Below are 16,457 nucleotides of genomic sequence, written 5' to 3' on the forward strand. Positions count from 1 at the left end.
CAACCTCAAATCATGCTGGTAGGGACAGCCCTCGTAAAGACGGCCCTGCTTTGACGCTTACGGTAACCCGGCCGTGTTCCCGCAATCGCCCGTGACGGTGACAGGCTTCAAGCCCGAGATCGACGCCACCGAGTGGTTATCGGTCAAGGTCACGCACACCCTGGGCGGCAACGGCTTTACCACGCGGGTGGAATTTGAAACCAAGACGGAAGCGGTCGAGGCAGAGCGCGAAAACGAGAAAGACCCGGACGAAGGCATCACGGGCGTGGTGGCCAAGTGGAAGGACGTGGCGGCGAAGAAGAAAAAGGCGGGGCAGGAACAGGCTGGCGCCGCTGGCACGCTCAAGACGCTGGAGCATACCTACAAGAGCAAGCAGGCCGCGAAGCGGGCGGCGCTGCATGCGTGGAAGCATATTGAGGAAGTGCGGGACATCATCCAAGAGAATAGCGAGGAACTCTAGGAGCCATATCTCAAGCGTGCCTCGCACAAAATTCTTTGCATCAGGAGCGTCTTCATGAGCATGCATTTCTGGCAGCGATGCGCATGTCCTGTATAAGAGCTTGGGCTAGCGTCTTACCGCTTGTTGGTTCAATCCACATGAGCGCGTGCAACGGATGCTGAATCGGTGTGCTCCGATAGAGCGGCTGCAACGCAATAACCTCCCCGAGAGTCTGGGCGTTCATGTGCGCCGCTGCATTGCGTATCAATCGTAAATGGTCGATATTCGGAACCGTACCAAACGCTGCTAGTAGGCTCGGTGCGTTGGCTGGATTGACCGCACCGATGATCTCCAACAGCTTGTCCACGTCACCCCACGTGGGCTCCTTACGCAAGATCGAGTTAGTGCCAGGCATGGTTGGGGCGATACCAGCTTTTTGCTTCCAGGCAATATGTGAAACATGCGGTTCGGACGCATGGACGCTTGGGAATACTGCTCCGCCTGCGCCAATACAACCTAGCGACGATTCAATAACGATGCGGCGGCAAAAGCGGCACCATACCTGCCACCAGTCCGATACCCACCCTTCCAATTCGTATAGCTCAACCCCTTTCGAAGGAGGGGTCTGTGCTCGAGCTAGAAAGTCTGAATGGTGCGTTTCGAGAGCGTTTAGACGCCTGACAAACCGAGCTTCAAGCCAGTGCAATTGCATTAGCGTGCCTTGCGTAACGCTTTGCAGATGCTAGTAACGCGGATCATTCTCTGCTTGACCCGGTTTGAGCCTCCCATAGATGCATCTACATAATCACGGTACTTTCCGTCGACATCCTTGGTCTCATGCGCGGATGCTAGCTCCAAGAGGGCATTGACCGCCGCGCGCTTATTCCTGACGAAATCTCCGGTCGGTTCGAGTTTGCTCACCTCTGCAAATCCCGGTATCCCCCATTTGTTATGGGCTAGCGCTGTGATTAGCGACAAGAAAGCGTAGGACTTGGTCATATGTGTGCCCTGAATCGCCGAGAGCTCTTGCTGTATAAAAGCCATAATTTCGTCTATTCTCCCGGCCCATTCGTCCGCTTGGTCAAACTCTTCGTCATATTTTTCGTACAGGTCCCTAAGCTGCTTGTTGCTAGTGCTTATAACGCCTTCTTCAAAAGCCAGAACAATCTCAGAAACAAATTCGGCGTCCTCCATACGAACAATCGAGCGACTGGACAACACTTTCCATTCCGAAAGTAGCGGCCCCCAGTCTTCTACTAGGCGATTGACCCAATCTTTGAACAACCCGTAGAACTCACTATGTCGCTTCTCTGCATCATTAAGTGGCAGCGTGTACGCATTCATTCGCCGAAACATTTGCAGAATGTCAGATTTTTGCGCATTGCGAATTACGTCAACGGAAACCGTGTATGTAAGGAATTGTTCTTGTTCATCTTCCGCTAGCTGATCAAAACGCTTTCCCGCAAACTTGTGCGAGTTGCTACTCAAGGCGAATTTCCCGTCCTTGTAGTCAACGATAGTAAGCATTCGCTGCTGGCCGTCGACAATTTCTCGCTGAGGTCGCATCGTCGCTTTGTTCAACTTCTCTTGAAAGTAGACCTTCGGAAACGGGAATCCCGTCAGTATCGTATCGATGAAATAACTTCGAGCGGCGGGTGGCCAGAGCCGTGGGGCCCGTTGATACTCTTCATTGACAGTCAGGTCCTTTCGACGATACAGGTCGATGAGCTCAGCTATTGAGTGCTTGGATTCTTCGATTTTCATAGCATTTTTTTGGATGGTTAACTAACGATTATGGCACGATGGGAGTTAGCAAGAAATATTTCACCAATACGATAGCTGCATGCAGTTAATTCGAAAATCAGCTTATCTCGCATGAAAAACATTGACATCGAACGCGAAGCTATAAAAAGACAAGAGGATCGTAGCTAGCTCCAGTTTCCGATCACCCATGTTGGCGGGCCATCAGAAGCAGTACTGGCACACTCGCATTTGATGCCTCGTGCCGTCTCGATAACGATACCGACCGTGTAAGCTTTCCCATCGTAATAACAAGAATTTCTAATGAACTTGTGGGCAACGACAGACATCATTTCACATTTGTATTGTGTCCAGAAACAAGCAAAGAGCAATGGGGCGAGAGCCGCAACTTTCCATGTGCCTGCACTTTTTAGCAACGAGAACCTTCCCTTACGCCACGCTTTACGTCGGTGATTTTTTTTTGCGACCAACGTTAATCGTTTGGGGTGCCGTAATATCGCCATGAATTTGCTGGCCAACTTTGCCGTGGAAAACCATTTGCGTATTGCGTTCGACTGATCTGGATGCAGGACTGGCTGTAGGCTCAATACTTCCCTCAATTACACCAAGAACCCTCGCTTTCGCACGAATATCCAGTTTGCGATAGCCAGTCAACAATTCATGCTCGTCCGCAGGTAACGCAGAGAGAGCATGTTCTCCTGTTAGCAAATACAACACATCTACCCCAGCCGCAGCAACGGCCGCCAAATAGTCAGAATCTGGCGTGCGGGAGCCATTTTCATAGTTGAACTGGGCACCCTTTTTTACTCCACCAAGGGCCGCAAACTCATCCTGATTGAGGCCAAGACGTTTTCGTTCTTCCTTGAGACGATCAAAAAAATACTTCATTTGAGTACAAATACCTTTCCAAATCACTCAAATGAGTGATATATTTACGCCATTCCGTAGCGATTACAGATCATAACATTATGAATAATTTGTCAAAAGTCGGACGTACGGCGAAGGGCGTCACTTCTCGACCACTCGGCGTCCGCCTGACACCTGATGAGGTAGACGAGGTTGAGGGCTACGCAAAGGAACTTGAACGTTCCCGTGCCTGGTTTCTTCGCTTCCTGATCCTGCGCGGCCTCGCTGACTACAAGCGCGAACTCGCATCCAAATCCACCCACTAAGGACAACGTCATGTACCCCGATGCAAAACGTATCCGCAGCCACCGCGTCATGCTGCGCCTGGACGATTACGAGCACCAGCTCGTTTCCTCGATCGCCAACTACCAGGGCGAAGAGCTTGCGGTACTGGTGCGCCAGATCGTGATGCGTGAAGCCTTGGCCGTGATCGCCTTGGATGACGCCACTATCGACAGCGTACAGCGTCGCAGCGTTTAAACCGAGTCACTTTTGAGCAACTCTAAAGTTACAGAAAATGCCAGACCATCAAATTAACCTCAATGACGAAGAGCGCGCGGTGCTGGAACTCGTGCGCCAACGCCAGGGGCTGGCAAGTATCGATCAGGCGGCTGAATGGCTCGTCAAATCGCGCTTACGCAAGCAGTCGAAAAACATGACAGGTCGCGGTCGCGCCCTATATCAAGTGGAAAGAAAGCTGAAATGAGAGTCATCGGCCTGCCCTGCCCGCATTGCGAATACACCGTCCGCGCCGTCAAAAGCCGCACGATGTCCGCCATGTTCAAGGAAATCACCTACATGTGCCAAAACCCCGAATGCGGGCACTCCTTCGTGGCAGGCCTGGAAGTGCTACGCACCCTCTCGCTATCCGCCATGCCCAAGGCCGATATCCGCATCCCGATGTCCCAGCATGCGCGTACTGCGGCCACCAGCCAGCTGGCCCTGGACCTGACTGCGGGGTGCTGATGATTATCCCGATCCTCGCACCGCCGTAGCCCGGCCGCTGTAACTCCCCTCTTTTGCTGTGCCCTGCAGCGCTCCCTTTGGAGCGTGCAGGATTCGTTCAACCAAAAATAAGGAAACCGATGGAAACCACGCTGTACGCCACCAGTCATGCCGACAACTCCCCGGCGCCGGACGCCGCCCGCCCGGCCCTGCAAAAATGCGTCGTGCCGGTGGCCCCGACCTGCTTCCTGCTGCATGCCAGCGCTGGCGCCGACATCGGGACGCTGTCCGCGTATATCCGCGAGATTGCCAAGACCTACCACGCCTACGGCGCGGCCAACATCACCTTCATCGTCAGCGACCTGCATGCGCTGCAACTTGGCGGCTTCTTCTTGCCGGACAACCAGCGCGCCATGGTCGGCGAGCTGCCCATTGTGCTGTGCTACATGTTCGCCAGCGAGGCAGGCGTCGTCTACTCCAGCAACAACTCGTTGCGCACGCTGACCTACTGGGCCAAGTATTTTGCCAAGGAATGGGCGCGCTGATGCTGCGCCTGGCCAAAACCTGCGGCATCTGGCTGCTGTCGCTCCTGATCGTCATTACCCCTGACGTGCTGCGGGCCATCGGCGCCATCAAGGACTGAACCATGCCGGCGTCCCTTATCGACAATCACCTGTCCTTCCAGCCTGCCGCCGAGATTCTGGCCGCGCGCGACAAGGATATGCCGACGCCACCTGGCGCCGGGCATGCGCTGGCCGCCATCGCCGAGGCCAAGGCCCAGCTACGCAGCATCAAGCCGCGCAACCTGGCGCCCTTCATGGCCCAGGCCTGGGGATTGTCGCCACGCGGCGCGCGGCGCTCCGTGCTAATCGCCGCCGGCATGGACGCCGACCGCTGGGAATCGCCCATCCACTCCTTTACCGAGGAAGAGCGCATCGAGTTGCGCGCCGCCACCTCTGCCGCTATCCGTGTGTACGAAAGACTGTTGAATGCAATCTAAACAAATCCTGCTGCCTGCCCCGCAGCGTCACGAAGCCTTTTTGCGCTCCGCCCAGTTCGCGCCCGAGCTGGCCCGCATTCCCTACAAATGGCGCAACCGCGTCATCACGGCTGCCATGGCAAAAATGGCCTGGTCGTCCTGGTACAAAGTCTATGAGTCCGTCGCCACCAGCTTTGTGCGCGAATTTGCCGAACAGTACGTGCCGGCCGGCGTCGACCTGTCGCAAAGTGACGCCGACATCGTGGCCACCGCCGAGCGCGCTGCCTCTGGCGTCACCAGAATGCTGTGGATGGCCATATCTGAAACGCATGCCCTGCAGATCATGGAAGACGAATGCGCCTCATATGGCATCGAGCTGCCCGAGTTCGACACACTGGCCGACACCATCGCCCGCCTGGTGGACGCCCGCTGGTGGCGCCGCCAGTTGCGCAAGCGCGTCAAGCGCGCCTTTGAAGCGGGCAATATCCGCCTGGGCTACGTGAACTATCGCGGCGAACCCTACGCCAGCAACGATGCTGTGCTGTCGCGCCTGGCGCAAAACCGCCGCAACGCGGCAGCGCTGGCCGCCACCCTGGTGCAGAACGAGAACGGCCAGCAATTCAGCATCGCCGAGCTGGCCGAGAAAACGACCGCGAATAAAGCCATCCGGCGCGGCGAGTTGATGTTGCGCATCAACGGCTTTGAGCAGATCGCCCGCGAGTGCGGCGACCAGGGAATTTTCATCACCTGGACGTGTCCATCGCGCTTTCACGCCATGCAGCACAGCGGCAAGCCAAACGACAAGTTCGACGGCTCCACGCCGCGCGAGGCGAATGCCTACCTGGGCAAGATGACGTCGCTGTGCCGCTCCGCACTGGCGCGCCGTGGCATCGGCCTGTACGGCTTTCGCATCGCCGAACCGCATCACGATGGCTGCCCGCATTGGCATCTGCTGCTGTTCGTGCGCCCGACCGCGAAATACAAGACGGTCCACCTGCAGGACGTGGCCGGCCGCGCCATCCGCATCATGAAGCGCTACGCCTGGCGCGTGGACCGTGGCGAGCCGGGTGCCTTCGCGCGCCGCCTGGACGTCAAGCGCATCGACTGGGCCAAGGGCAGCGCCGCCGGCTATATCGCCAAGTACGTGGCCAAGAACATCGATGGCGTGGCCGAGCACAAGACCAAAGAAGGCTATCTCGTCACGGCCGATACCGAAGGCGATGTCGAGCTGACGCCATCGGCGCGCGTCGAGTCCTGGGCCGCGTGCTGGGGCATCCGCCAATTCCAGCAATGGGGCGGCGCACCCGTCACCGTGTGGCGCGAACTGCGCCGCATCGAGGAAAGCATGCTCAACGAAGCGCCGGCCGCCATGCGCCGCGCCTGGGACGCTGTGCAAAAGATCGACGGCGAAAAGCGCGCCTGCTGGGCCGAATACCTGCGCGCCCAGGGCGGCGCCCTGGTGCCGCGCAAGGAACTGGTCGTCACGCTGGCCAAGGACGAAAAGACCGTCATCGGCCGCTACGGCGAAACGCTGCGCACCACGCCCTACGGCGTGCGCTGCAGCGATCTGATAGGTGTGGTCTTCAAGTCCGTACGCCATACGTGGACGCCCGTACAGGCCACAGGCGGGCGCGGGGTGGCTGTTGGGGTTGCCGTTCCTCGGACTCGTGTAAATAACTGTACGCACCCCGACCGCCCTGCCCCGGCCACCCCGCCGGCGGCGCCAGCACCAAACCTGCCTGACGAGGCAAAAACAGCGGTGCTTGCCGCCTGGGCGGCCGCCAACGCCTGCCCCTATCCCCGGCTGATCGTCCCCGACAACCCACCCCATGAAGGAAATGGCACATGAGCACCTATGCCGTGATCGTTCGCACGCAAACCGAACGCTTTGAATACGCCGCGATTGCCGCTTCCAGCGGCGACGCGATCCAGGCCGCCATCGACCACTTCGGCGTATGCGGCGTTACCGCCAAACTGAAAGGAGCACCGCAATGCTGAACACCCTGACCAATTCGCCGCGGCAAATCGCCCTGGGCGACCGCGTGACATTCGATACCGACGAAGGCTACCAGGCCGGCACCGTCAACGACCTGCGCCGCGACGTGGGCAATGGAGAGCTGCATGCGTGGGTAGAGCTGGACCACCAGTGGCCGGGCATGTTCCGGGCCGTGCCGCTGGGCGCGCTGGTATCGGTCACGCCAGCTCAAACTGAACGCCAGCATCTGGCCTCCCAGACCCGCCCCGCGTCAGTGCAGATCATCAAAGGAAGCGCATGCGGCAAAAACAGCATGTCGCGCCAGTTCCACGAATGCAGCACCTGTGCGACTGCGTGAGGGCAATACGATGAATACCTACAGCACAAGATTTCTCGCAGCCTGCCCCAACAATGGCGAATACATCGTATATGACCTGGCAATCGATTCCACGGCTGTCATCATGGTCGAGCACATCGTTACCGCTACCAGAATGATCCGGGCCGGCTATCACGAAGTTATCGCCGACGCACTGCACAAACAGTTCGGCGGTCGCCAAGTCTTGATGGCCCATCACCACGGCGTGGATATCAAGACCGTTCGGGGTGGTGCATGACGCAGCACTACCATGGCACGCCCATCACGCCGCGCAAGGTTCTGGGTCAGCTCAGGGGGCGTTCGTTCTGCATATCATTCGCTCGACCGGATGACGTGGAGTGGTGCCACGAAAATGGGCAAAGCAACATGCTCGACAATTCGGCATTTTCCATCTGGACGGAAAACATGAAGCGCAAGGCCCGTGGAGAAGCGATTGTCGAGATGGACGGTGCTTTCTGGCAGGGGTTCTACGCCTGGGCCGAACGATGGCTGACCTACAAAACCACCTGGGCAGTTATCCCGGACGCGATCATGGGCGATGTAAGCGCTAACGACGCCCTCATTGCGCAGTGGCCGCATGGTCAGCGCGGTGCACCGGTTTGGCACATGCATGAGCCATTGGACCGCCTCAAGCGCTTGTGTGACGAGTGGGAGCGTGTCTGCATCGGATCGTCAGCACAGTTTCGTGTGGTCGGCGCCGCGAACTGGCATCACCGCATGACGGAAGCGATGAACGCGATATGTCAAACCGGCCGTGTGCCGAACTGGCTCCACATGCTGCGCGGAATGAATGCCGCACGTTGGGGCTACCCATTTGCCAGCGTTGACAGCACCGATATTGCCCGCAACCACAACCGGAAAAACAATCCGCGCGAGATGGCCGAGATATGGGATGGCATTCAATGTTCGCCATTCTGGGATCGCAAGTACGTGCAGGCTGACCTGCTGTGTGCCGCATAAGACGATTAAAGCGAAAGAGAAAAATGAACCAATACCAAGAATTCTGCCGACTGCGCGACTACCGCCAGCACGGCGCCGAAGTGCCGCAACACACCGAAGCCGAAGCATTCGCGTCGGCGATAGCTGGATATGCGGATCAGCGATACATGGCCTTGGCCGCGCGGCATGAGTCAGTACTCGATGGCGCAATTCTGATGGCCGAGGAATTTGCCGAAGCGCGCACCCCGAACGAGGGTGGCCATGCATTTCGGAACTATGCCGAGATCCTGCGCGGATTGAAAAATGAACACGCCCTATTCGCCAGCGTCACAAAAGAACAACACCCTGTCACAACATTGCCAAAAAACAACACCACTATCGCTGCCAGCACGGCGGCCAGGAGCATTCAATGAACATGAACGAAACGGAATTCGTCGCCAAACTGGCTGTGGCCATCGATAAACTGCAGCGCCCTGCCATTCCGCTGGCGATTGACCTGTGGGACATCGCCACCATCGCGTACTACTTGAAGCGCGAACCGGGAACCGTGCGGGAACGCATGGCGTGCCTGCCAAGCTTCCCGAAAGCCATCCGGCTGCCAACGTCGAAGGGGCATGCGCAGCCCCTGTATAATGCAAAGGACGTGATCGCCTGGGCCGAATCGTACCGAGAAAAGAATTAATTTCGTTTACGCCAAAATTACGCCAACGCCCCGGAAAGCCGCATTATTCAACAGGTTGAGTTTCCGGCTCCGGGCACTCAGAACAACAATTGCATCGTAGTACAAAACCCGCTTTTCTCTATTTTCATAGGGGAAAGCGGGTTTTTTTTCGTCTGTAGAAATCGTAAAAGCGGCATAGGATATTGGAATACTGCCCCATTTACCAAAATAGCAGCTCTGGTCAACGATGGCATGATTTGGCGACATCGCCTCATGGTCAAGGGTGTTCGGGTATCCGGCACCTTTCAGGCCACATCTTACACCGGCAGAATCTGGATCCCGTGCGTCTTGACGTTCGGCACGTGCATGAACAGATTGCCCCTTGCTGTCGGGCATCGCCTGGCGCAACTTGTCCACGTTTGCGTTTTGGCGAGGGCTTCCGTCATGTGAGTCGCTCTTGTGGGACTTGCGGCGAAACAGGGTGGCCGCCTCGTTGAGCCAAGCCGAGTGCATCAGGCGGAGGACGCCGGGGATGTCGATCACTCGAAAACTGCTCCTGAATTGAGATGGCTGCGGCGCAGGATCCACTCGATGCGGGGATGCGCAGCAGATCTGTACCGTCATCTCGATCATTTCCCGCGCCAGGACTCGCCTGCCCCACTGACGCTTTTACAACAGAGCCCATCCCCCCGCTCCCTACTCCACGACTGCCTACTGATATAATACTTACAATCAAGTAATAGTGAGAAATTTGCGCCTCTAGGCTCCCGCAACCGACTGTGTACCGCTAGCCCAGCCCATGAGCTCCCTTTTCGACCACGAGATCGTCAAACAGCTGCACAGCGGTGGCCGCTCACGGGTGTACCGCGCCAGGGCCGCCGATGGCACGGCGTTGATCGTCAAGATGCCGAATCAGCAGCTCCCTTCATTTCAGCAACTGGCACAATTCAAGCGCGAGTATGCGATCGCGCGCCGCTGCCGCCATCCTGGCGTGGCGCATCCGCTGGCACTGCAGCTGCACGGCGGACACTGGACGATGATTCAGGAAGATACCGGCGGCGTGGCCCTCGACCAGGTCTTGCGCACGCAGGTGGCGATGCGCAGGATGCCGTCTCAGCCCGCCTTGGCGCTGGACGATTTTTTCGACATTGCGCTGCAGTTGTGCGCGGCGCTGGAGGAAGTCCATCGTCAGGGTGTGATCCACAAGGACATCAATCCCTCCAATCTGGTGTGGAATGACGACCTGCGGCTGCTGCAGCTGATCGATTTCGGCATCGCCTGTGAGCTGCCCTACGAAAGCCACGGCATCGTCAATCTCCAGGCACTCGAAGGCACGCTGCGCTACATGGCGCCGGAGCAGACCGGGCGCATGAACCGGCGGGTCGATTGGCGCGCCGATTTCTATGCGCTCGGCGCCACCTTGTACGAATTGCTGGCCGGCCAGGCGCCGTTCGATGCTGGCGACGAGATGGAACTCGTGCATTGCCACATTGCGCGCAGTCCGGACTGGTCACACCCGGCGCTGGCAAGCTTGCCCGGGCAGCTGCTGCCCATCCTCCAGCGCCTGCTCGAGAAAAATGCCGATCAACGCTATCAGAGCCTGCAAGGCTTGCGCAGCGACCTTGAAGCATGCCGCGCGAAAAAGCCGGCGCAGGCGCTCAAGCTGTCCGACCACAACGGCCGCTTCCTTGTGCCACAAACACTGCACGGGCGCGAGGATGCCGTCGCCGTGCTGCTGGCGGCATTTGAACGCAGTGCTGCGGGCAGATGCGAGATGCTGCTGGTGGCCGGCCATTCAGGCATCGGCAAGTCGGCGGTCGTCAACGAGGTGCAAAAACCCATCATCGCCCGGCGTGGCTGCTTCCTGTCCGGAAAATTTGACCAGCTCCAGCGCGACGTGCCGTATGCCTCGCTGATCCAGGCCTTCCAGGGGCTGGTGCGCCAGTTGCTGGGCCAGCCCGAAGAGACACTGCGCCAGTGGTCCGCAAAACTGCACGCGGCCCTGGGCAGCGGCGTGGGCGCGATCGTCGAGCTGATTCCCCAACTGGCCTTGATTGTCGGCCCCACCGACGCAATGCCCGCGTCGGCGCCGGAACAGGCCCAGTTGCGCCTGGACCGGCTGTTCCCCCGCTTCGTCGAAGTATTCGCCTGTGCCGGGCATCCGCTGGTGCTGTTCCTCGACGACCTGCAATGGGCCGATGCGGCCACGCTGCGCATGATCGAGCTTCTCATGGTCTCCTGCGACAATAGCTGCATGCTGTTCATCGGGGCGTACCGCGATAACGAAGTGAGCGCCGCGCATCCGCTCATCGCGCTGCGCGACAAGCTGCTCGCCCGTGAGGTACGCCTGTCGACGCTGTTACTGAGCGCGCTGACGGAGCCGCAGGTTGCGCAAATGGTCTCGGCCACCGTGCGCGTGGCGGTCCCAGACTGCGCAGCACTGACCAGCATTTGCTACCGCAAGACGGCCGGAAATCCCTTTTTCCTCAACCAGTTCCTCGCCTCGCTCAATGAGACGGGCCAGCTGCGCTACCGGCCCGCCGACGATTGCTGGGACTGGGACTTGCCGGCCATAGAACAGGCCAAATATACCGACAACGTGGTCGAGGTGCTGCTGGAAAAAATCCGTCGCCTGCCCACAGTCACGCAGCACCTGCTGCAACTGGCCGCCTCCAGCGGCAACCGCTTCACGCTCGACACGCTTACCCTGGCAGTGGAGCGCGTGCCCCGGCAAACGCAGCAAGACCTGTGGCCGGCGCTCAAGGCAGGACTGATACAGCCGCTCGACGAACGCTATAAATACGTCAATGGCGACACCGCTGCGGGTAGCAGCGGCGTCAGTTACCGCTTTCTGCACGACCGGGTGCAGCAGGCAGCCTACCTGGTCGCCGATGCCGCTATGCGCGCGGCCAACCATCTTCTCATCGGCCGCTTGCTGCTGCGGCATACGGCGCTGCAACGCCAGGACGAGACACTGTTTGACATCGTCGAGCAGCTCAACGCCGGCCGCGCGCTGATTGCCGATGCGGGCGAGCGCGTGCATCTGGCGACGCTCAATCTCCAGGCCGGCGTCAAGGCACGGCGTTCCGCCGCATTCCAGTCTACCCTGGAGCACATGAGAATTGGTCTCGACCTGCTGCCGGCACAGGCGTGGATCCTCCACGCCGACCTCTGGCTCGAGCTGCAGCTCGGTGCCGCCGAAGCGGCCTACCTGTGCGGCCAATTCGAGGCTGCCGAGGCGATCTACCCAATGGTGCGCGCCCGCTCTCTGAGCCCGCTGCAGCAGGTGCGCTGCATTGCCATCCAGGCGCACCAGTATCAATTGCAGGGCCGCCTGCTCGACGCCATCGCCGTGCAACGCGACGGCCTGGCGCAGCTGGACATCGACATTCCGCATGAAGTGGCGCACATGAAGGCGCGCTTCGACGATATTCTCACCGACATCGGGCGGCAGCCTGGCGCGCATGCGCCCGCAACGTTGCTGGCGGCGGACGACATGTGCGAACCGGACGCGGTGGCCGCGATGCAGATGATGCAGGGCCTGTGGATGGCCAGCTACTACGCCGGCCAGCAGGATCTCAGCGCGCTGATGGTGGTGTCGATGACGCGCCTGTCCATGCAGCGGGGGAACAGCGATTTCAGCGCTGTCGCTTATGTCGGTTACGCGATGATGCTGGCGTTGTACAGCGGCGATGTTGCGCGCGGCTACGACTTCGGCGCGATGGCGATGGCGCTGGCAAGGCGGCGTGCCAATCTGCAGACGCGCACGCTCACGGGCCTGATGTTCGGCGCGCTCAGCAACCACTGGACGCAGCCGCTGCGCAGCTCCGACGCCCTGTACGAAGAAGCCTTTGGCTGGGCGCTGGAAATCGCCGACTTCGTGCAGGTCGGTGTGGTGGCAGCTGTACGCGCCACCGACCGGATCATTCTCGGCGACTACCTGCCGCACCTGCTGCACGATATCGAGCACGACCTGGCGCTGATGCGCGCCAACGGCCAGCAGGCGATGGCCGATTGCTGTATCGCCGCCGCGATCCAGCCAATCAAGTGCCTGATGGGCCTCCTGCCCCGTCATGATAGCTACGACGATGCCGCCTTCAGCGAGGCTCACTTCCTCGCACAGTATGGCGACTCGCAGCTGTACCGCGCCTACTATTTACAAGGAAAGATCCGCAACGCCTACCTGTTCGATGGCGTCGACGCCGAGCTGCTGGCCGGCCAGCTGGGCATCGTCACCCAGATCATGCGCGGTCAGGCCAAGGTTGCCGAGTGCAGCTTCTACGCCGCGCTGATACTGATCCGTGCCTTGCGGCGCACTCCCGCGCGCCCCGATGCGGGCGAAGTGCTGACCATGATCGGCACGCTGCAGGCGAGTCTCACCGCGTGGGCCAGGCAAGGCTCGGACAATAGCGCTGCCAAACATCTGCTGCTGATGGCCGAAATGGCACGCTACCGCGACGACCTGCAGCTGGCCACGCGCCTTTACCAGCAGGCGATCGACGCCGCCGGCATGGCAGGCTACGTCAACATGCAAGCGCTGGGCAATGAATTGTGCGGTGAGTACTGGTGCGAGCAGGGACAGTCGCGCGTGGCCGCCGTGTTTATCCGGGACGCCGTCGCGCATTACGGCCAGTGGGGCGCGGAGGGCAAGGTGGCGCAGCTGCGGGAGCGCCACGCTGCGCTGCTGTCAAGGATGGATGGCCGCAGCACACAGCGGCATTCCGTCTCCCACACGCACGGCAGTTCCGCGCTCGACCTGGTGTCGCTGCTGAAGGCGGCACAAATCCTGTCGAACGAAGTCGGCCTGCGCAACGTGCTGACACGCCTCATTTCCATCGTCTGCGAAAACGCTGGCGGACAGGTAGCGCGTCTGCTGCTGCTATCGGAAGGCTGCTATCGGCTGGAGGCCGATATCGATGGCGATGGCATCACGGTCCTGCAAGCGCGCCAGCTCGATCTGAACGCCGCCAGCGACCCTCAATTCCCGCTGTCGCTACTGCGCTACGTCATCCGCACTGGCGCCGAGGTGATCGAAGACTGCATCACGGACGTCTCGCGCTTTGCCAACGACCCCTATGTGCAGTTGCAGCGGCCGCGTGCCGTCATGTGCCTGCCGATCCGGCACGGCGGCCAGATCGACGGCATCCTGTACTTCGAGAACCGGCTCGCCGAAGCCTCGTTCACGGAAGAACGCGTCGCGTTCCTGCGCATGCTCGGCGCACAGGCGATGATCTCGATCTCCAGCGCCAGGCTGCATGACAGCCTCGAACGACACGTTGCCGAGCGCACCGAGCAACTGGAAGACGCCAACCGCAAGCTGGCGACCCTGTCCATCACCGACGGCCTGACGGGCCTTGCGAACCGGCGCCATTTTGACGATGTGCTGCGCACCGAATGCGCGCGTGCCACGCGCGTCGGCCGGCCTCTTGCCGTCATCATGCTCGATGTCGACTACTTCAAGCGCTACAACGACCGTCACGGCCATCAGGCCGGCGACGCATGCCTGATCCGTGTCGCGCATGCGCTGGCGGCCAGCATGCGGCGCGCGGGCGACCTGACGGCGCGCTATGGCGGCGAAGAGTTTTCGATGGTCCTGCCAAACACCGGCGCAGACGAAGCGCACCAGATCGGCGAAGCGCTGCGGCGCGCCATCGAAGAAATGGGCATAGCCCACGCAAGCGCGGAAGCGCAACAGGTGACGATCAGCGTCGGCATCGCAGTCCAGTCGGCACCGGGCGCCGCCGATCCGGACGCCCTGCTGCGCCTGGCCGATGCCGCGCTGTACCACGCCAAGGATGCGGGGCGCAATTGCGTGGTCCTCAAGGTGCTGCCGCCTGGCTGAGCAGCAGGCGGCGCGCGCCAATTCTCATGGCGCGAGCCGATACCTCACTCGCTGCCATGACTATTCTCACGCGCCTGTTCCCGCGCGTCTTCCCTTGATGAAAGCCCGTTGAAGAACAGGTTGAGCAGCACGGCGACGATGGCGGCCAGCAGGATGCCGCTGTGCAGCAATGGCGACAGGGCCTTGGGCATGTGCTGCGCGTATTGCTCGGCCACCAGCGGCAGCATGCCGAAGCCGATCGACAGGGCCACGATGAACAGGTTGTTGCGATTGCTCTTGTAGTCGACGCCGGCCAGGATGCGGATGCCTGTGGCGGCGACCATTCCGAACATCACCAGCCCGGCCCCGCCCAGCACGAACGCCGGCACCGCTTCGGCCGTCTGCGCGATCTTAGGAATCACCCCCATGACCAGCAGGATGAGGCCGGCCGCCACACAGACCCAGCGGCTGCGCACGCCCGTCACGCCCACCAGGCCCACGTTTTGCGAAAACGAGGTGTACGGGAAGGTATTGAAGATGCCGCCGATCAGGGTGCCCAGGCCATCGACGCGCAAGCCGCGGCTGATATCGGCCTGCGTGATGCGCTTGTCCGTCATCTCTCCCAGCGCCAGAAACATGCCCAGCGATTCGATCATGACGACGATCATCACCAGGCTCATGGTGACGATGGCGACCACGTCAAAGGTCGGCATGCCGAACTGGAACGGCGTGACGATGGCAAAGGCCTTGGCGCTTGCCACCTTGGCGAAATCGGCCTTGCCCAGCGCAAACGACAGGGCCGTGCCGGCGATGATGCCGATCAACACGGCGATATTCGACAGGAAACCGCGGCCATACTTGGCCACCAACAAGATGACGGCCAGCACGAAGAAAGCGATGCCCATATTATCCAGCGCGCCATAGCCGGGGTTGGCAATCGGGGGCACGGGACCGGCCGGCGCAGGCAAGCCAGCCGCCGTGGCGGCAGCGGCCATCTTGAGGAAGGCGGGATCGGCAATTTGCGCCATGCCAGGCGGCCCGCCCATGGCCCAGTTCACGCCAACACGCATCAGCGACACGCCGATCACGGCGATGATGCTGCCGGTGACGACGGGCGGGAACAGCGCCAGCAGCCGGCTGATAAAGGGAGCGATCAAGATGGAGACGACGCCGGCGCCGATCACGGCACCAAAGATACCGCTGATGCCCAGGGCCGGGTTGTTCGCCATGGCCAGCATGGGACTGACGGCGGCAAAGGTCACGCCCATCATCACGGGCAGGCGAATGCCAAAGTACTTGCCTATTCCCAGGGACTGGATCAGGGTCACGAGGCCGCAGCAGAACAAATCGGCACTGATCAGCGCCGCCACTTGCTCGGGCGGCAACTTGAGGGCGCGGCCAACGATCAGCGGCACGGCGATGGCCCCCGCATACATGACCAGCACGTGCTGCAAGCCCAAGGTGAACAGCTTGCCGGCCGGGAGGATTTCATCCACGGGCGATGGCGCGGCAGGCGCGTTGCCGGAAGCGCTGCGGTGGATGGATTTCAAGCGGGGAGTGGCCATTTACGCTCCATTTCCTGGGTTACCGCGGCCCGGATGGGCGCAGGTGTAAGGGAAAAGCAAGAGAGAAACGGGACAGCAGGAACACACTAG

20 protein-coding genes are annotated in these 16,457 nt (G+C 60.3%); 15 read left to right on the top strand and 5 right to left on the bottom strand.

Annotation, left to right across the window (positions count from 1 at the left end):
- Window positions 1-73 precede the first annotated feature (73 nt).
- The gene (locus tag K0F85_RS00005; protein ID WP_219113996.1) at window positions 74-460 is read left to right on the top strand and encodes a hypothetical protein; all 387 of its coding nucleotides are present in this window, start codon (window positions 74-76) and stop codon (window positions 458-460) included.
- Window positions 461-512: 52 nt separating this feature from the next.
- On the opposite strand, the gene K0F85_RS00010 is transcribed toward K0F85_RS00005, so the two are convergent.
- The 3 genes from K0F85_RS00010 to K0F85_RS00020 form a co-directional block, all read right to left on the bottom strand.
- Window positions 513-1,151 (bottom strand): hypothetical protein, encoded by a 639-nt coding sequence (locus tag K0F85_RS00010; RefSeq protein ID WP_219113997.1) that lies wholly within the window; start codon window positions 1,149-1,151, stop codon window positions 513-515.
- A complete protein-coding gene (locus tag K0F85_RS00015) occupies window positions 1,151-2,203 on the bottom strand; it encodes a DUF262 domain-containing protein (protein WP_219113998.1) in 1,053 nt (350 codons plus the stop codon). The genes K0F85_RS00010 and K0F85_RS00015 overlap by 1 nt, the downstream gene beginning before the upstream one ends.
- A gap of 438 nt (window positions 2,204-2,641) precedes the next feature.
- The gene (locus tag K0F85_RS00020) at window positions 2,642-3,088 is read right to left on the bottom strand and encodes a helix-turn-helix domain-containing protein (RefSeq protein ID WP_219113999.1); all 447 of its coding nucleotides are present in this window, start codon (window positions 3,086-3,088) and stop codon (window positions 2,642-2,644) included.
- Between the two features lie 80 nt (window positions 3,089-3,168).
- On the opposite strand from K0F85_RS00020, the gene K0F85_RS00025 reads away from it, so the two are divergent.
- The 13 genes from K0F85_RS00025 (at window position 3,169) to K0F85_RS00085 (ending at window position 9,002) form a co-directional block, all read left to right on the top strand.
- Window positions 3,169-3,372, top strand: a complete 204-nt coding sequence (locus K0F85_RS00025; protein ID WP_219114000.1) for a hypothetical protein — start codon at window positions 3,169-3,171, stop codon at window positions 3,370-3,372.
- A 10-nt stretch (window positions 3,373-3,382) separates the two neighbouring features.
- Window positions 3,383-3,586, top strand: coding sequence for a hypothetical protein (locus tag K0F85_RS00030; protein ID WP_035820909.1), 204 nt, complete (start codon window positions 3,383-3,385; stop codon window positions 3,584-3,586).
- Window positions 3,587-3,623: 37 nt separating this feature from the next.
- Window positions 3,624-3,812: a hypothetical protein gene (locus tag K0F85_RS00035; RefSeq protein WP_035820911.1), complete on the top strand. Its 189-nt coding sequence runs from the start codon at window positions 3,624-3,626 to the stop codon at window positions 3,810-3,812.
- Complete coding sequence (locus K0F85_RS00040) at window positions 3,809-4,072, top strand: ogr/Delta-like zinc finger family protein (protein WP_100429087.1); 264 nt, start codon at window positions 3,809-3,811, stop codon at window positions 4,070-4,072. The genes K0F85_RS00035 and K0F85_RS00040 overlap by 4 nt, the downstream gene beginning before the upstream one ends.
- A 119-nt stretch (window positions 4,073-4,191) precedes the next feature.
- A complete protein-coding gene (locus tag K0F85_RS00045; protein ID WP_219114001.1) occupies window positions 4,192-4,596 on the top strand; it encodes a hypothetical protein in 405 nt (134 codons plus the stop codon).
- A 101-nt stretch (window positions 4,597-4,697) separates the two neighbouring features.
- A complete protein-coding gene (locus tag K0F85_RS28445; protein WP_034745810.1) occupies window positions 4,698-5,051 on the top strand; it encodes a hypothetical protein in 354 nt (117 codons plus the stop codon).
- Window positions 5,041-6,879 carry a replication endonuclease gene (locus tag K0F85_RS00055; RefSeq protein WP_219114002.1) on the top strand — a complete coding sequence of 613 codons (1,839 nt, stop codon included), beginning with the start codon at window positions 5,041-5,043 and terminating at the stop codon, window positions 6,877-6,879. The genes K0F85_RS28445 and K0F85_RS00055 overlap by 11 nt, the downstream gene beginning before the upstream one ends.
- Window positions 6,876-7,028: a hypothetical protein gene (locus tag K0F85_RS00060; RefSeq protein WP_172404661.1), complete on the top strand. Its 153-nt coding sequence runs from the start codon at window positions 6,876-6,878 to the stop codon at window positions 7,026-7,028. Before K0F85_RS00055 ends, K0F85_RS00060 begins: the two co-directional genes overlap by 4 nt.
- Window positions 7,022-7,363 carry a hypothetical protein gene (locus K0F85_RS00065; protein ID WP_219114003.1) on the top strand — a complete coding sequence of 114 codons (342 nt, stop codon included), beginning with the start codon at window positions 7,022-7,024 and terminating at the stop codon, window positions 7,361-7,363. The genes K0F85_RS00060 and K0F85_RS00065 overlap by 7 nt, the downstream gene beginning before the upstream one ends.
- A 10-nt stretch (window positions 7,364-7,373) precedes the next feature.
- Window positions 7,374-7,619: a hypothetical protein gene (locus tag K0F85_RS00070; protein WP_219114004.1), complete on the top strand. Its 246-nt coding sequence runs from the start codon at window positions 7,374-7,376 to the stop codon at window positions 7,617-7,619.
- On the top strand, window positions 7,616-8,341 hold the full coding sequence (locus K0F85_RS00075) for a hypothetical protein (protein ID WP_219114005.1): 726 nt from the start codon (window positions 7,616-7,618) through the stop codon (window positions 8,339-8,341). The genes K0F85_RS00070 and K0F85_RS00075 overlap by 4 nt, the downstream gene beginning before the upstream one ends.
- A gap of 23 nt (window positions 8,342-8,364) precedes the next feature.
- Window positions 8,365-8,733, top strand: a complete 369-nt coding sequence (locus K0F85_RS00080; protein ID WP_219114006.1) for a hypothetical protein — start codon at window positions 8,365-8,367, stop codon at window positions 8,731-8,733.
- Window positions 8,730-9,002 carry a hypothetical protein gene (locus tag K0F85_RS00085; protein ID WP_254671760.1) on the top strand — a complete coding sequence of 91 codons (273 nt, stop codon included), beginning with the start codon at window positions 8,730-8,732 and terminating at the stop codon, window positions 9,000-9,002. The genes K0F85_RS00080 and K0F85_RS00085 overlap by 4 nt, the downstream gene beginning before the upstream one ends.
- Before the next feature lie 6 nt (window positions 9,003-9,008).
- Here K0F85_RS00085 and K0F85_RS00090 read toward each other — a convergent pair whose 3' ends face one another.
- Window positions 9,009-9,614: a hypothetical protein gene (locus K0F85_RS00090; protein ID WP_219114007.1), complete on the bottom strand. Its 606-nt coding sequence runs from the start codon at window positions 9,612-9,614 to the stop codon at window positions 9,009-9,011.
- Window positions 9,615-9,780: 166 nt separating this feature from the next.
- Here K0F85_RS00090 and K0F85_RS00095 point away from each other — a divergent pair, with 166 nt between their 5' ends.
- A complete protein-coding gene (locus K0F85_RS00095) occupies window positions 9,781-14,823 on the top strand; it encodes a diguanylate cyclase domain-containing protein (protein ID WP_219114008.1) in 5,043 nt (1,680 codons plus the stop codon).
- A gap of 44 nt (window positions 14,824-14,867) precedes the next feature.
- Here the strand turns inward: K0F85_RS00095 and K0F85_RS00100 are convergent, their stop codons facing one another.
- Entirely contained in the window at window positions 14,868-16,367 is a 1,500-nt protein-coding gene (locus K0F85_RS00100; protein ID WP_257572422.1) for a nucleobase:cation symporter-2 family protein, read from the bottom strand.
- Window positions 16,368-16,457 lie beyond the last annotated feature (90 nt).

Origin of the sequence: Janthinobacterium sp. UMAB-56 (assembly GCF_900095265.1) — a bacterium.
Taxonomy (GTDB): domain Bacteria; phylum Pseudomonadota; class Gammaproteobacteria; order Burkholderiales; family Burkholderiaceae_D; genus Janthinobacterium.

Bases quoted from the DNA above. Each gene is read 5' to 3' on its own strand.
- K0F85_RS00010 (WP_219113997.1), bottom strand. From the start codon at position 1,151: ATGCAATTGCACTGGCTTGAAGCTCGGTTTGTCAGGCGTCTAAACGCT.
- K0F85_RS00015 (WP_219113998.1), bottom strand. From the start codon at position 2,203: ATGAAAATCGAAGAATCCAAGCACTCAATAGCTGAGCTCATCGACCTG.
- K0F85_RS00020 (WP_219113999.1), bottom strand. From the start codon at position 3,088: ATGAAGTATTTTTTTGATCGTCTCAAGGAAGAACGAAAACGTCTTGGC.
- K0F85_RS00025 (WP_219114000.1), top strand. From the start codon at position 3,169: ATGAATAATTTGTCAAAAGTCGGACGTACGGCGAAGGGCGTCACTTCT.
- K0F85_RS00030 (WP_035820909.1), top strand. From the start codon at position 3,383: ATGTACCCCGATGCAAAACGTATCCGCAGCCACCGCGTCATGCTGCGC.
- K0F85_RS00035 (WP_035820911.1), top strand. From the start codon at position 3,624: ATGCCAGACCATCAAATTAACCTCAATGACGAAGAGCGCGCGGTGCTG.
- K0F85_RS00040 (WP_100429087.1), top strand. From the start codon at position 3,809: ATGAGAGTCATCGGCCTGCCCTGCCCGCATTGCGAATACACCGTCCGC.
- K0F85_RS00045 (WP_219114001.1), top strand. From the start codon at position 4,192: ATGGAAACCACGCTGTACGCCACCAGTCATGCCGACAACTCCCCGGCG.
- K0F85_RS28445 (WP_034745810.1), top strand. From the start codon at position 4,698: ATGCCGGCGTCCCTTATCGACAATCACCTGTCCTTCCAGCCTGCCGCC.
- K0F85_RS00055 (WP_219114002.1), top strand. From the start codon at position 5,041: ATGCAATCTAAACAAATCCTGCTGCCTGCCCCGCAGCGTCACGAAGCC.
- K0F85_RS00060 (WP_172404661.1), top strand. From the start codon at position 6,876: ATGAGCACCTATGCCGTGATCGTTCGCACGCAAACCGAACGCTTTGAA.
- K0F85_RS00065 (WP_219114003.1), top strand. From the start codon at position 7,022: ATGCTGAACACCCTGACCAATTCGCCGCGGCAAATCGCCCTGGGCGAC.
- K0F85_RS00070 (WP_219114004.1), top strand. From the start codon at position 7,374: ATGAATACCTACAGCACAAGATTTCTCGCAGCCTGCCCCAACAATGGC.
- K0F85_RS00075 (WP_219114005.1), top strand. From the start codon at position 7,616: ATGACGCAGCACTACCATGGCACGCCCATCACGCCGCGCAAGGTTCTG.
- K0F85_RS00080 (WP_219114006.1), top strand. From the start codon at position 8,365: ATGAACCAATACCAAGAATTCTGCCGACTGCGCGACTACCGCCAGCAC.
- K0F85_RS00085 (WP_254671760.1), top strand. From the start codon at position 8,730: ATGAACATGAACGAAACGGAATTCGTCGCCAAACTGGCTGTGGCCATC.
- K0F85_RS00090 (WP_219114007.1), bottom strand. From the start codon at position 9,614: ATGATCGAGATGACGGTACAGATCTGCTGCGCATCCCCGCATCGAGTG.
- K0F85_RS00095 (WP_219114008.1), top strand. From the start codon at position 9,781: ATGAGCTCCCTTTTCGACCACGAGATCGTCAAACAGCTGCACAGCGGT.
- K0F85_RS00100 (WP_257572422.1), bottom strand. From the start codon at position 16,367: ATGGCCACTCCCCGCTTGAAATCCATCCACCGCAGCGCTTCCGGCAAC.